Annotated in this window: 17 protein-coding genes; 9 read left to right on the top strand and 8 right to left on the bottom strand. The window is 47.5% G+C overall.

Annotated features, from left to right (window positions below):
• Nucleotides 1-13: 13 nt before the first annotated feature.
• Both U2F10_RS28395 and U2F10_RS28390 read right to left on the bottom strand, forming a co-directional pair.
• Nucleotides 14-1,318, bottom strand: coding sequence for a hemolysin family protein (locus tag U2F10_RS28395; RefSeq protein WP_163663460.1), 1,305 nt, complete (start codon nt 1,316-1,318; stop codon nt 14-16).
• A gap of 101 nt (nt 1,319-1,419) precedes the next feature.
• The gene (locus U2F10_RS28390; protein WP_499873959.1) at nt 1,420-2,367 is read right to left on the bottom strand and encodes a branched-chain amino acid transaminase; all 948 of its coding nucleotides are present in this window, start codon (nt 2,365-2,367) and stop codon (nt 1,420-1,422) included.
• 84 nt (nt 2,368-2,451) lie between these two features.
• Between U2F10_RS28390 and U2F10_RS28385 the strand changes: the two genes are divergently transcribed.
• Complete coding sequence (locus U2F10_RS28385; protein ID WP_163663464.1) at nt 2,452-3,270, top strand: TrmB family transcriptional regulator; 819 nt, start codon at nt 2,452-2,454, stop codon at nt 3,268-3,270.
• Between the two features lie 51 nt (nt 3,271-3,321).
• Here U2F10_RS28385 and U2F10_RS28380 read toward each other — a convergent pair whose 3' ends face one another.
• Genes U2F10_RS28380 through U2F10_RS28370 form a run of 3 tightly spaced genes read right to left on the bottom strand, consistent with a single transcriptional unit; the run spans nt 3,322 to nt 4,680 of the window.
• A complete protein-coding gene (locus tag U2F10_RS28380) occupies nt 3,322-3,687 on the bottom strand; it encodes a VOC family protein (protein ID WP_163663466.1) in 366 nt (121 codons plus the stop codon).
• A gap of 39 nt (nt 3,688-3,726) precedes the next feature.
• On the bottom strand, nt 3,727-4,116 hold the full coding sequence (locus U2F10_RS28375) for a hypothetical protein (RefSeq protein ID WP_499873958.1): 390 nt from the start codon (nt 4,114-4,116) through the stop codon (nt 3,727-3,729).
• A complete protein-coding gene (locus tag U2F10_RS28370) occupies nt 4,117-4,680 on the bottom strand; it encodes a Panacea domain-containing protein (protein ID WP_163663470.1) in 564 nt (187 codons plus the stop codon). It abuts the gene before it with no gap.
• 181 nt (nt 4,681-4,861) lie between these two features.
• On the opposite strand from U2F10_RS28370, the gene U2F10_RS28365 reads away from it, so the two are divergent.
• Both U2F10_RS28365 and U2F10_RS28360 read left to right on the top strand, forming a co-directional pair.
• A complete protein-coding gene (locus tag U2F10_RS28365) occupies nt 4,862-5,770 on the top strand; it encodes an AAA family ATPase (RefSeq protein ID WP_163663472.1) in 909 nt (302 codons plus the stop codon).
• Nucleotides 5,771-5,891: 121 nt separating this feature from the next.
• On the top strand, nt 5,892-6,770 hold the full coding sequence (locus U2F10_RS28360; RefSeq protein ID WP_499868293.1) for a dienelactone hydrolase family protein: 879 nt from the start codon (nt 5,892-5,894) through the stop codon (nt 6,768-6,770).
• 36 nt (nt 6,771-6,806) lie between these two features.
• On the opposite strand, the gene U2F10_RS28355 is transcribed toward U2F10_RS28360, so the two are convergent.
• Nucleotides 6,807-7,829, bottom strand: a complete 1,023-nt coding sequence (locus U2F10_RS28355; RefSeq protein WP_499873956.1) for a DNA/RNA non-specific endonuclease — start codon at nt 7,827-7,829, stop codon at nt 6,807-6,809.
• Between the two features lie 240 nt (nt 7,830-8,069).
• Between U2F10_RS28355 and sodN the strand changes: the two genes are divergently transcribed.
• From sodN to U2F10_RS28340, 3 genes are all read left to right on the top strand, one after another.
• Nucleotides 8,070-8,537 carry a superoxide dismutase, Ni gene (sodN, locus tag U2F10_RS28350; RefSeq protein ID WP_006518321.1) on the top strand — a complete coding sequence of 156 codons (468 nt, stop codon included), beginning with the start codon at nt 8,070-8,072 and terminating at the stop codon, nt 8,535-8,537.
• A gap of 83 nt (nt 8,538-8,620) precedes the next feature.
• Nucleotides 8,621-9,049, top strand: coding sequence for a S24/S26 family peptidase (locus U2F10_RS28345; protein ID WP_163663476.1), 429 nt, complete (start codon nt 8,621-8,623; stop codon nt 9,047-9,049).
• Between the two features lie 33 nt (nt 9,050-9,082).
• A complete protein-coding gene (locus U2F10_RS28340; RefSeq protein WP_163663478.1) occupies nt 9,083-9,574 on the top strand; it encodes a GNAT family N-acetyltransferase in 492 nt (163 codons plus the stop codon).
• Nucleotides 9,575-9,592: 18 nt separating this feature from the next.
• On the opposite strand, the gene U2F10_RS28335 is transcribed toward U2F10_RS28340, so the two are convergent.
• Nucleotides 9,593-10,030, bottom strand: coding sequence for an acyl-CoA thioesterase (locus U2F10_RS28335; RefSeq protein ID WP_490793647.1), 438 nt, complete (start codon nt 10,028-10,030; stop codon nt 9,593-9,595).
• 114 nt (nt 10,031-10,144) lie between these two features.
• On the opposite strand from U2F10_RS28335, the gene U2F10_RS28330 reads away from it, so the two are divergent.
• The 3 genes from U2F10_RS28330 to U2F10_RS28320 all read left to right on the top strand — a co-directional run bounded on the left by U2F10_RS28330 (nt 10,145) and on the right by U2F10_RS28320 (nt 12,336).
• A complete protein-coding gene (locus tag U2F10_RS28330) occupies nt 10,145-11,002 on the top strand; it encodes a universal stress protein (protein ID WP_163663482.1) in 858 nt (285 codons plus the stop codon).
• A gap of 163 nt (nt 11,003-11,165) precedes the next feature.
• The gene (gene scpB, locus U2F10_RS28325; RefSeq protein ID WP_499873955.1) at nt 11,166-11,807 is read left to right on the top strand and encodes an SMC-Scp complex subunit ScpB; all 642 of its coding nucleotides are present in this window, start codon (nt 11,166-11,168) and stop codon (nt 11,805-11,807) included.
• Between the two features lie 157 nt (nt 11,808-11,964).
• The gene (locus U2F10_RS28320) at nt 11,965-12,336 is read left to right on the top strand and encodes a DUF760 domain-containing protein (protein WP_163663486.1); all 372 of its coding nucleotides are present in this window, start codon (nt 11,965-11,967) and stop codon (nt 12,334-12,336) included.
• Between the two features lie 110 nt (nt 12,337-12,446).
• On the opposite strand, the gene U2F10_RS28315 is transcribed toward U2F10_RS28320, so the two are convergent.
• Entirely contained in the window at nt 12,447-13,679 is a 1,233-nt protein-coding gene (locus U2F10_RS28315) for an HhoA/HhoB/HtrA family serine endopeptidase (protein ID WP_499873953.1), read from the bottom strand.
• Nucleotides 13,680-13,929 lie beyond the last annotated feature (250 nt).

The following is a 13,929-nucleotide window of genomic DNA, read 5'->3' as shown; positions in this document are numbered from 1 at the left end:
AGAGATGGTGCCGTCATCCTTCATCTTCGCAGGGATTACGTTTGGGTGTGATTAGTACCTTATCCACCCGATTACTGTCCATGTCCATCACTTCTACGACGAATCCATTCCAATCAAAGCGATCGGTTGCTGTGGGAATGCGCCCAAGTTGGTGAATCACTAGGCCCCCCAGGGTATAGTAGCTAACTGTTTTATCAGAAAAGTCTCCTAATTCAAGACAGTAATAGACATCCTCAATATTCATCATGCCGTCGAGTAGCCAGGATCCATCTTCCCGTTGGCGCGGCTGATCGCCAGGTTCGTCCAGAGATGGCGCATCTCCCACGAGGGCTTCCAGAATATCCCACAGGGTGACTAATCCCTGAATGACGCCATATTCATCAACCACAAGAGCGGTGTGCACACGCGAACGTTTGAACTGCTCGAGTAGGGGTAGCGATCGCGATATTTCTGGAATCACCAGGGGTTGTTCCAGATCTACGGTTAAATCTAAAGGATTTTGGTTCAGGGCTCGATTTAATAGGGAGTTAACACTGACCAGACCGAGAATATTGTCTAAACTACCCTGGCATACGGGTAGACGACGATAGCGACTGGCAATAATCTTGCGTTGATTTTCTGTGGCAGTATCTTCTAAATCTAGCCACATGATTTCAGGGCGTGGCGTCATGATAGAGGTAACTTGGCGGTCTCCAAGTCGAATCGCCCGTTCCATGATTTCCCGTTCAGCTACCTCTAACGTGCCTTCCTCAGTCCCTTGTTGAATAAAGGCCCGAATTTCTGCTTCCGTGACACTGGGGCCACGGTCGGGTTGAATATTCAGGACGCGCACCACTAGGTTCGTTGAAAAACTAAGCAGGGCAACAATGGGAGCGGCTAATTTTGAGAGGGTCGCCATGGGCCGAGCAATGACTTTTGCAATGGCCTCGGGCATGGTCAGTGCCACTTGTTTGGGCACCAACTCCCCTAAAATCAGTGATAGATAGGTGATAATAGCAACCACCAGCGGAAAAGCCAGGGTATTGGCATAGGTCCCCAAACCAGGAATCTTATTAATCAAGGCGGCCATAGGGGCTGACAGGGCCTGGCCTCCAAAGGCACCACTGACAATGCTGATCAGGGTGATGCCCACTTGCACCGTAGAGAAAAAGTTATCGGGACGTTTAGATAACTTGAGGGCCGCCTGGGCACGACGATCACCGTTGCGAGCAGCTTGCTCTAGGCGCACCTTGCGGGCTGATACAATGGCCAGCTCAGACATGGCAAACACGCCATTGGCAATGATTAACGCCAGAATGATCAGAATATTCGTGAGCATAAGAGCAAGCAAACAGCAGAATCTTTATCCTACTATTAGTCTGTTGTCTCCCTCTTTGATCACTGCTGATTTGAGCAGCATACCTGAGTGTTGCGCCAAGTTTAAACGTTTACTCTTGTGAGCCAACTATTGTAGTGCGGCTCTTTCCCGAGCATTATGGATTGAAGACTTTCCCGAAGCTGATGGGTTATGGGCTGCATTGAGGGAAGATCATAATTCTCAATACTCAAAACAGGTGTAATTTGAGCAGCAGTTCCTGAGAGAAAAATCTCGTCAGCAATAAAAAGCTCAGATTTATCAACAGGCCGCTCTATGACTGGTATGTCTAAATTCTCGGCAATGGTAAGAATGCTGTCGCGGGTGATGCCTTCTAAAATGTCTTGGTCAAAGCTTGGGGTAATCAGCTGGCCATTTCTCACCAGAAATAGATTCATGGCAGACGCTTCGCTGACCTTACCTTGGGAGTTCATCAGGATGGCTTCGTCAAAGCCAGATTCTACGGCTTCGGTTTTGGCGAGGGCTGAGGCAATATAGGCGGCGGTGGTTTTACCTCGGAGGGGCTGGCTACGATCTTCTTGCCGTGCCCAAGAGCTAATGCGACAGCGCACACCATTGCGGGCAAGATAATCTCCCATGGGTACACCATAGATTAGTAAATCTTTTTCGACTTGGTGAAATCGGGGGGCAACGCCCAGCCCAGACGTGTAAATCAACGGCCTGAGATAGAAGGCTGTAGCAGGCCGATTGCGTTGTACAAATTCAATGAGTGTTGCTTGAAGTGCATCTGGGGAAAGGTGGTAGCCCATAAATTTAGCGCTGTTGCTCAGGCGCTGACAGTGGGCCTCAAGACGAAAAATCAACGCTTCTCCGTCAATGATGAAACCGCGAATGCCGCCGAGAACAGCGGTGCCATAGTGGAGTGCATGGGTGGCGATAGAAATTTGAGCTTGGTCAAAGGGGACAAACTGATTGCGAAAATAAGCCGTTGGCAGAAAATTAGGTGCTGCGAATTTGGCCTCGGCAGGGCGCTGAAGCGTGGTGATACTCATGGTTGGTAATGCTACTTGTGTGATGACTAACAGGATTCTACAATAGCACCACTAATCAGTGGTGTCATTTCTTGTCACAGAACTATGAGCGATGCACAGCAGTTAGAAAATCTGACGAATCTGGGGTTGACCCGCTATGAAGCGGCGGTCTATCTAGCGTTGCTAGAACGGCAGGATTTTACCCCATCTCAACTGGCAACCCAGGCAAAGGTGCCTCGGCAGCGAATTTATGATGTGTTACGGGGGTTGTGCGATCGCAACCTTGCCCTCGAACGCCACTCTGGCAGACAACGCCTATTCCAGGCCGTTGATCCGACCCAGGCCTTACCGGGACTAGTACAAGCTAAACAGCGTCAGTACGCAGCCGAACTATCTCGCCAGCAACAACAGTCTGAGGCAATGGTGGCCGCCCTAGCCCCACTCTATGCAGCAGGCCATCGCAATCAAGATCCCCTGGCCTATGTCGAAGTATTGTCAGATCCCAACCACATTAATGAACGAGGCAGCCATTTGGCCCAGGCCGCTGAACATAGCATTTGCGTATTTTTTACCTATCCCTCTCTACTTAGCTATGAAGATGGCCTAAAACTCGTGGAAGGTCCCCTGAAACAAGGCATTACCTATCGCACCATTTACGAACACAATGTGTGGCAAGATCCTAGCAGTCGTGACTTTATCCGCCAGTGCCAGGACTGGGGGCAACAGGTACGATTTGTTGCAGAAGTGCCGTTTAAAATGCAGCTGTTTGATGAGCGGGTGACGCTACTGTCATTGCAGGACCCGGTGGTCAGTTCTCCCAGCTTTACGGCATTGAGTGTTACCCATCCAGGGCTAGCAAAGACCTTACAACTCTCCTTTGAAGCACTCTGGAGAGAAGGTGATGCCAAACCACTGCAAGGTTAAAAGGTAAGAGACACGACCGTTACCAGGTGTAGGGTTTTATTGTTAGCTTATTTATTCATCCAAATCTTTCCCAATCATCAGACGATGACCATCAATGGTGCGTAAACCAAACTCTCTCATGCCCCACGGTTCATCGCGTAGGGGTTTTACAATCTCCACATTGTGAGCTGTCACTTTGTTATACTCACTGTCCACATCATCCACAACAAAGTAGGCAAAATAAGAATGGTCGCCTAGCTCTCTTGCCGGAATGGCATTGGGGCATTCTCCAGCCATGATGCGGCAGCCATCACGCCTATACATCCGCCAGCCTGGGTCCCCCATGTCTTCGATGGTGAAGCCCAGAACATCGCGGTAGAAAGGGGCTGAGATTTCAAGATTGGGGACAGCAATGACGTAGAGGGTACGCTGAATCATGAGCTGATCTTGGGTAAGGGGACTACGAAATTTGTGGCACTACATCTCTAAAAAATCTTTAAGGGCAAGCTTATAGCGGTTCTTCAACCGTTTCGAGGCTAATCCACCGGCTTGAATGTGTTGGAGTACGGCTCTAGAGCAATAGCCTTTATGGGTGCGATGTCCCATGGGTAGAAATTTGGCTAACTCCTTAACTGTTAGTTCACGGGCAAATCGGTAATTAACAACCGATTCATGAATGATAAAGTCTGGCACATCAGGACCGGGTTTGAGAATACAGACAGTTTCTGACTTGGGTTGGCGACTATTGACGCTGACAAATAGGTGTCGAGTTTTAGTGGTTTTTGCGATCGCAATATACAAATGCTTCCCTTTCGGCGGTGTTTTAATTAAAAACGCATCGCCGAGACGAATAGAGAGGCTAGCCATTTAACCCTCATCCTCTATAACTTGATCGAGATAGGCCTCGCGCGTAACATCGTCTTGAATGCGCATAATTTCAGCATCACTTTTGCCCAGATTTTTAAGAATCTCTTCTACCACAATGGGAATGGCTGATCCTTCAGGATCGCTCCATTCAGGTAAATCATGGGTCCACTCGGCGACCTCAAAAGGATCCAAATGACCAAACGTGTTATACACCTGTTGAAGGATCTCTTCTTCTTCTTCACAAAGTTCTCCATTGCCTGGATCTTCAAGCAGAGAAACACAGTTGTCTTCACGGGGAGAGATAAATTTGGACCACAGAGGTAGCGCGTCATCAACGGGTTGCCCCTTGATCAAATCATAAACACCGCTAAGGACCGGACCATAGTCCATGGACACATAATGGTCACCCGTAATCGGCTGCTCCATTTGTGCCAACGCGACTCGATCGGCAATGTACAGCATCTTGAGCAACCCAAGATATTTTATCGGTTCACCATGGCACTTTAATAACAGGGCTGCAGCTGCTATTGCCTTCTCTGGCTGAAACTGAAACTCAATGGTCATCGCGTTTATTACCTTGTGGCGCACCTCGACCTAGTACATTTTTATTGTAGGCAATGCAACGCCCCCCGTCATCCGTAGGTGGCATGGGGCAAAGTTCTCTAAAAACGTTTGCCTGTGAGCTACATCATTCCAAAACCTTGAACTGTGTGGGTAAGCTGTAGGCAGTTCACTAAGGGCAACCATGCGCGATCGCATCGACCAAATCGTTCAGAACCTGAATAAAACCATTGTTGGCAAAGAAGAGCCCATTCGCCTGGTGCTGGTGGCACTTTTATCCGGTGGTCATGTTCTGCTCGAAGATGTCCCTGGAGTGGGAAAAACCTTACTAGCAAAGTCCCTAGCCCGCTGCATTGATGGAAAATTTCAACGGGTGCAGTGCACACCCGATTTACTGCCCAGCGATGTCACTGGCACAAATATCTGGAACCCCAGCAGCGGCACGTTTCAGTTTATGCCAGGACCAGTATTTGCCAACATACTACTGACCGATGAAATTAATCGTGCGACACCGCGAACTCAGTCGGCACTACTCGAAGTGATGGAAGAACATCAGGTGACCCTCGACGGCGTTTCTCGCCCGGTACCCGAACCGTTTTTCGTGATTGCAACCCAAAATCCTGTGGAGTATCAAGGAACATTTCCATTGCCTGAAGCCCAGATGGATCGCTTTGCCCTATCCCTAAGCTTGGGCTACCCCAGTGCTGAAGAAGAACTGAAGATGCTGCAAAATTTGACCCAGCCATTTAAACCAACTGATCTAGAGCCCTGCATTACCCTAGACGAAATGCACAGTCTGCAACAGCAGTGTCAGCAGGTCAGGGTCGAAGACTCCGTACAGCAGTACATGATTAATCTGGTGCGTGCCACCCGTGACCATGAGGATGTTGCCCTTGGTGTTAGCCCACGAGGGACAGTGGCTCTCTATCGCGCAGCCCAAGCCTTAGCCTTTCTAGAAGATCGAGACTATGTTCTACCCGACGATGTCAAGACCCTTGCCACAGCTGTTTTAGCCCATCGAATCATTGCCAGTGGCGGCCACAAAAGCGCTCCCATCATTGCCCAGCTTTTAGACACGGTGCCCATCCCGTAGGGGGCGGCCTTGTGCCTACTCGCCTTGTGCGTACCTGCCCTGACACGGTTCAACCCATGCTTCTCAGGTTATCTTTAGAAAAATCGATTACTCTTTAAGCGTTACTCTCGCGTTAGCAACAATGCGCAAACTGTTAGGTCTTGCCCTGGTGACAGCTCTATTCGCCTTTAGCTGTACCTTGATCAATCCTCCTTCGTCTAGTCAAACTCCTGCTAATGACCAAAGTGAGGCCATAGCAGAACTCCACAACGACGATGTTCCAGTAGCGTCTCCTGCAGCCAAAGATGTTGCAGCTGAGACTATAACGGCACAGGATGTTACCTATGGAACCCTTGATGGCATTCCATTTGAAGGCTATCTTGTTAAGCCCGCAGATGCCACTGAACCTTTACCAGGCTTAATTGTAATTCAAGAATGGTGGGGCCTTAACGACAATATTCGCACCATGACCCGTCGCCTTGCTGCTGAAGGCTACGCCGCCTTAGCTGTTGATCTGTACGATGGGCAGGTAGCAGAAACCCGCGATGAAGCTAAAACCTTAGTGCAAGCGGCTATTCAAAACTCAGATCGGCTGACTCAAAACGTGATAGCCGCCCATAACTATCTTACCAATGAACAACAGGCCCCTAAGGTTGGCAGTATTGGCTGGTGTTTTGGTGGGTCCTGGTCTTTCAATGCAGCCCTGGCGCTACCTGAAGATCTTGACGCGGCTGTGATTTATTACGGCAGCCAACTATCCACTGATCTAACCACCCTTGAACCCTTACAAATGCCAATTCAAGGACACTTTGGCGCTTTGGATACCAACCCCTCTCCCGACACAGTTCAATCATTTGAGACAGCGCTCAAGAACCTTGGCAAAGATACTGATATCTATATATATGAAGGAGCCAATCATGCGTTTGCGAATCCTTCTGGCACCCGTTACAACGCTGACGCGGCAGACCTTGCCTGGCAAAGAACTATAGCGTTTCTAAGGCAGCATCTTAGCAATAGTTAAACGTATTTGTCAGCGGTGTGGAAAGGGCTGCAATTTCTAATGGGCACTTAGTTTAGCCTCAAGCTCAATTTGTAAAGCCTCAGGAACATCCGATAGTAAATCGTAACCTGTAGCAAGCTCAATTCGATCAACAGAGGTTTGATACATTTGCCATTGATCATCGAGACGCTTGTTATTAGGCATATCCACAGCGATGATCTCAGTGTTGTAAGAAACGTTATCCACAGTTGGTTCATCGTCAAAAATCACAATCACTTTCCAGGTACGGCTGGGAGGGATAACTCGCTCCTTAGCAATAGGTTCCTTTTGACCATAGACTCCACCAACGATATACAGGATCTTATTTTGCTGATAGATCAAGTCACGGGAATAATTTTCCAGCTCTTTCCAGGGTCCACGATTATTCTCAGCCGTCTGAGGAAAAACATTGGTCATTAAAAATGTTGCCGAGTTATCTTTTTTGCTAGCTGTACGATCCGCTGAAGGCACCATATGCCCACGATCATAACCACTATTGGTATAGTCTCCAGGGGCTACTTTATATGTCCCCTTGGGTAAAATGCCATCCGGGCGAAAGTTGTTTTGTCGCTCGGTACTACCAATCCAGTCGCGACTTGAGACCCAACTCGCCCAACGCAATACACCTCGACTTTGACTGTAAGCCAGAACATATTGCTCTCTATCAATTAAATAGTTATTAATATTTTCTTGCCCGGCGTGGCTAGGATTGCCCAGAGCAATATGGGGATTGTTAGAAAAATAAGTTTCCCAGTCTAATGCTGGTGTACTTTGAGGCAGTTGTTCACAAGCGCGACCGTTATCATCACCGTCCAAATTATGGGGGTCACCCTGAATGTCATTAAGGACTAATTGCGCCAGGTCTTGACTGACAAAATCACCACAGTCACAATTTTGCTCGACACAGGGGGGAAGATGGGCGTTGGGATCGGCCAATTGAGTGGCTAAATTATCGCAACTTGTCAGTATGAGTAAGAAAGCTGATGTTCTTACTGAATAACGTATCCAGCGTAGCCAATATGCTAAATTCTGATGCCTCAAGGTTCCGCTTAAAAGTACTTATATTTTCACCCATGAGTTTACCCTGAGGTTAGTACAAAAATATTATAAATATTACAATATAAATCCTTATACATCCTTTGCTATCCCCCATGGAGGGATGGGAAAACGGCAGTATACTGTTAACTGCGCTGGACGATTTCGCTGGACGATTTCGCTGAACGATCTTGCCGGCGAAGTTTCTAGCAGAAGCCCCATCAACTATTGAATCGATTGGTGATTATGCTCAACAACGCAATTGAATTACTAAACGCTTGGTTCCCTGCTACTGAGGTCCACGCTCACTGTGATGGCCCTTGTGGTGTTTATGATCCCTCTGCTGCCCGCATCACCGCTGAAGCTGTGCTCTCGATGACTAAGAAAATTTTGGCCCTTGAAGAGCCAGCAGATGCCGCTGGTAAAGTAGTCTATGCGAACACTCTTTCTCGCTACATCGCGATCAAGGAAGAGCAGGCTCAAAAGACTAAGGATGATCTCCTGATTCTATGGACTGACTATTTTAAGCCCGTGCACTTAGAGTCCTATCCTGATTTGCACGATACTTTCTGGAAGGCGGCAAAACTTTGCTCTGCCTGCAAGGTAGAGGTCAGCCAGCAGCATGCTGAAGAGCTCATGGCTGCTGTTGAGAAGATCCACACCATCTTCTGGGCAACTAAGGGGCGTGATGTGGCTTGGTATACCGCTAGCTAGTAGCTATGTAGCTCATGTTTCTATAGCAATCCCGCAGGGTCTTTCCCTTGCGGGATTTTTGTATTCATAACCAAAGGCTGTGAATGGTAAGTCGTAAAAGGGGAAATGGGTATAGCCCATCACGTGAGGTACACAAAAGTGTACTGCCTAGTGCCGGATGGAAGGAGTATATTCAATGGCTATCAGGGCGACGGCGACGGTTTGTGGTTCGTGAGAATTCTATGGTGCCAACGCTGATGCCTGGAGATACGATTTTAGCCAAGATGGGAGGAGCAGTGCAGGTTGGTGATATTGCCATCGCCCAAGTACGCACTAGTCAGGTTGTTGCACCTGATAACTCTGCTGTATTGCTCCTCATAAAACGGGTCGGCGAAATCTTCTATGACGGTAGTGTATACCTGATCAGCGATAATACAAGTGAGCCGCAAGCCCGTGATAGTCGACATTTTGGTGTCATAGCAGCGAACCGTGTTATCGGCCGCGTTACGAGCCGTTTGGCTGTCTCAAAGTAGTTGTGTCTCCACCCATTTTTGATTAATTGCTCAATGGTAGCCCCCATTACTATTAGCCCCGCAACCCGCAATGATATTCCATTACTCTTTGAGCTTGTTATGGCTCTGGCGGAATATGAAAATCTGGCCCATGAAGTGAGTGGTGCGCCAGAAGATTTAGAAAAATATCTCTTTGGCGACAGTCCTAAAGCCCACGCGATTGTTGCGCGTATTGATGGAGCACCTGCTGGGTTTGCACTTTATTTTTTTAATTTCTCTACGTTTTTAATGAAACCAGGTATTTATTTAGAAGATCTCTTCGTTTTGCCTGGATATCGCCGTCGAGGTATCGGTACTGCCATTTTTCAATATCTCGCCCAGACAGCTTTGGCTAAAGGGTGCGGCCGTTTTGAATGGAGTGTTTTGGATTGGAATCAGCCTGCCATTGATTTCTATAGGTCTAAAGGTGCCGTGATGCTCAATGATTGGCGCACCTGTCGTGTTGCGGGTATAGCTTTGGAAGAGTTGGCTAGCAGTGAGCAGTAGTGCAGTACTAGTGGTCCATCAATCTACAAAATATTGATATAGTGAGTCCAACATAGGCTGGAGCTCAGGAGGTAAGCGCCGGACAATTTTTCGTTTGCTGATGTCTATAGGAACCAGCAATACTTGACCGGTAATACATAGTTTTTGTGCGTCTTCTGTCGTATCGTAAATTTCATAAAGCCAATTCATTCTGACACTGCGTTGTATATCTAATCGCGTTCTAACCAACCCTTTGGCTCCCAAGATCAGGGGTTGGTGATAACGTAATTGCAGGTCGATGACAGGTAAGTCATAGCCTGCTTTGACAAAGTCTTCGAATGCAAATTCCAGGGCACGAAGACACTCCACCCGGGCTGCTTCCATCCATTGAACATATGTGCCATGCCAGACAATACCACCATAGTCGGTGTGATGAGGCTGTACTCGAAAACCATAGTCAAACCAGCGGTTAGTCATAAATAAGTTGACTGTCAAACTACGAATTGTGAACCCTGATCAAGTTTATGAAAACAGGGTGCTTATCATAGATATTTATACATCCTTGAGAGTTTATCCAATAGGATTTAGTCAATGATCGAGAAGATTTTGTTGGCCAGCTCCGGCCCAGGCAACACTGAGACAATGTTTAAGGCCCTGCTGGAAATCCCCATGATTCAGCGAGCGCAGGTAACTGTATTAAAGGCTATCCCGCCTCAAACAGCTTCCAACGACATGGGTGATCAGCGTGCTGACAGTGAACAAGAGTTGTCAGACACGGTGACACGCTTGGGTATCGAAGCATCGAAGGTAACCCCTATGCTACGAGAGGGCGATCCTAAAGATGTGGTGTGTAAGGTCGCTGATGAAATTGACGCCAGTCTAATTGTTATGGGCTCCCGTGGGCTCGGTGGTCTAAAGGCAATTTTCAAAAACTCGGTCAGTCAGTATGTGTTTCAGCTATCCTCTCGCCCCATGCTACTGGTGAAGGATGATATATATAGCATTCGACCCATTAAGCGAGTCTTGGTTGCCCTAGATAAATCTGATATGGCAAAAGAGTCGCTGAGAGTTGCCATCGACCTCACCCGTGATATCCAGGACAGTGAATTGATCTTTGTTCATACTCTGTCAAACTTGCGTAACTCCATTGATGAGGCCATTAACGCAAATCCAGAGACTGATCCAGTTCTAGCGCCTGCCATCGCTGAAGCAAAGCGGTATCGCATCAACTATCGTTGTTTGGCTCCAGCCGGTAAACCGGGTCAGCGTATTTGTGTATTGGCTGATGAGCTCAATGTGAATCTACTGATTCTGGGTTCCCCTGACCGACGTCCTTCTATTGCTAAAGGCTTACCTGATATTGATCGGTTGCTAGGTGGGTCTTTGTCTGACTATGTGCGTATCAATGCTCCCTGTCCGGTGTTACTGACTCGTATGGCAACTAATTAAGTAAAGCTGATTGGTTTGGGGAGTGTTGAATTTTGAGTTGAGTGTTGATGCCAAATTCAACACTCCAAACCAAGAATTTAGCTGTGATCGGCGATTACTCTACGGCCAATGGGGGTAGGATATGCCTGCGTTTGCTATCCTTGACCCACGTTTGTAGGTATTGATGACTATGGCGTCTTTGTCCCACACCATTGAAGCAATCTTGTACCTTAAGGCCAAACCCTTAACCATTGCCCAGATTGCCGAGTATGCCAAGTGTGATAAGGCGACTGCGGAGGAAGGGTTGATCCAGCTGATGGGAGATTATTCTCATCGAGAGGGAGCATTGGAAATTTCTGAAACTGAAAATGGCTATAGCTTGCAGTTGCGTCAGCCATTTAAGCCGCTACTCGATGAATTGATTCCTTTAGATATTGGTTTGGGTGCATTGCGGACGTTGGCCGCGATCGCAATGAAAGGTCCTCTCAGTCAGACCGACCTGGTTGACTTGCGTGGGTCAGGGGCTTATGGACATGTGCACGATTTAGTTGACCAAGGCTTGGTTCGTCGCCGTCGTCAATCCGATGGACGATCTTTTTGGTTACAAGTGACCGAAAAGTTTTATCAGCGTTTTGAGATTGATAAACTTCCACAGATTAATTTACCTGACGTCACAAATGATACGTCTGAGCCTGGTGAAACCTCGATGGAAACATCCGCCAACACAAATGATGATTCAACCATAGAAACAGAGACGGAAACAGTGCCAAACCCTCTTTCAGAGGTGAGTGTAGCAGTTGAACCAATGACTCTGTCAGAGACTTGAAAAGTTCACTAAGGCTAGTAGTCAATTAAGATATCGTTAAATCAAGCGATGTGATGGGGCATGTTTAAGATATGTCGTTCACACTGAACTTCTTGGAAGTGCTAGCTGAAATCGGCTTGATCACGCTAAGGTAATTAGAAGAAATACACAACCATTTATGTTTAACCCTGATAGCGCCCAATTTATCGGCATGGGTTCTGACGATGCACAGGTCAATCAATTACTGAAGTACCTACAGCATCAGCCACCTGAGGTTCTTACTCGCGTGGCCCAATCCGTGAGCGGTGAGATCAAGCAAATCATCTCTCAAAACGTTCAGGGCCTCATTGGCGTGCTGCCGTCGGAAGGGTTTAACGTGCAGGTGACAACTGACCGTGAAAACCTGGCGGGGTTGTTGGCTTCAGCCATGATGACGGGATACTTCCTACGTCAGATGGAACAGCGAATGGAACTTGAATCCAGCCTGTCAGGGGTATCCTCTACACTAGATAGTGATTCAGATAGCGAATTCCCAGAATTTGATAGCTAGGCCATCTAAAGCCTAGCTGTTACTACTTGGTTTTCAAGCTCACCACCAGTTTGCAAGTAAATGCTTGCAAGCATTTACTTTGATTACGAGGACTCACTACAGCAAGTCATTTACTGCAGATTGTTAGGCATTTTAGTAGGTTTGACCTTAAGGGTCTTCACTTCACCTTTGCGATCAATTTCTACTTTCAGAGCCTTGCCAATAATACTAGCCTCAACCTGAGTCTGTACATCGGTAGCGGTAGCAACCTCAACCTCATTCACTTTGCTGATGACATCACCCCGTTGGATCCCGGCAATTTCAGCCGGTGTATCTTCCATGACGCGAATAACCATTACACCTGACTCTGCCTCGATAGTGAAGTCAATATCTTCATCGGCATTAATGCGCTGACGCATCTCTGGATTAAGGTTAACCATCTGGATTCCCAGATAAGGGTGCTTCACTTCACCATCTTTAAACAGCTGATCACCAATGCGTTTAGCCGTCTCAATGGGAATTGCAAATCCAAGCCCCTGAGCACCGGCACGAATTGCTGTATTCATGCCAATAACTTCTCCTTGGGCATTAAGTAGTGGCCCACCAGAGTTACCAGGGTTAATGGCAGCATCAGTTTGAATAAACTGCACACGTTTGTCAGAAATGCCCACTTGGGAGCTGGTTCGACCAATAGCACTAATAATGCCAGCGGTAACACTGTTATCTAGACCTAGAGGGTTGCCAATGGCAATGGCCCACTGACCTGCCGCTAAATTATCCGTTGATCCTAGGGGAGCCGTTGGCAGGTTCTCACCATCAATTTTGACAACTGCAACATCGGTGACCGGGTCGGTCCCGACTACCTCACCTTCAAATGAGCGTCCATCATTTAAGGTCACATTGACTGTTTTAGCCCCTTCTACAACGTGGGCATTGGTCATAACTTGACCATCACTCGTCATAATAAAACCAGAGCCAGTTCCCTGTTCAAGACGTTCGGGTAAATCTGGTTCCACCGGAAATTCATCTGTGAAAAATCGCTTGAATAAAGGATGCTCAAAGGGTTCTGATACTCCCCTAACTGAACGTGAAGCATCAATACGTACAACGGCAGGTCCCACCTGCTCGGCGGCAGCTGCAATAAAATTAGGATTATCAACCGACGGATAGCTGGGCTGTGGAGATTGAGTTAAAACTTCTGTAGGCTCAGTTGCCGTCTGCAAAACCGAAGTAGCAATTGGTAGTTCACTATCCTGTTCCTCGACAACCGACTTGAAAAAGTAGCTATGACTGGCCCAGCCAGCACCACTACCCACCAGAAGGAGGCCTACATATAGACCGAGTTGTTTGGGAGAAATTTTCATTGCTGCTTCCTCATCTCTAGGTGATGAGGGTTCTAATGAACTTACCTTAGCGAAGATTACCTCGAAAATGTATCGGCTTAAGTACACACTCCTGATACAGACTTATCCATGGTACTGAATGTTGGTGCTGTGCTCAGGTAAATTTCTCTACCAATCACTGCGGAATGGTGATTTGCTATTGTTCGTAATCCTGGGTGCTCCAAGAATGCATGTATTCCAAAGATTTTATAAATTTTTCCTATTCCTATCT

It is taken from the genome of Leptothoe sp. EHU-05/26/07-4, assembly GCF_043421015.1.
Lineage (GTDB): Bacteria > Cyanobacteriota > Cyanobacteriia > Phormidesmidales > Phormidesmidaceae > Leptothoe > Leptothoe turfae.
This window is presented reverse-complemented; position numbering and strand designations above follow the sequence as displayed.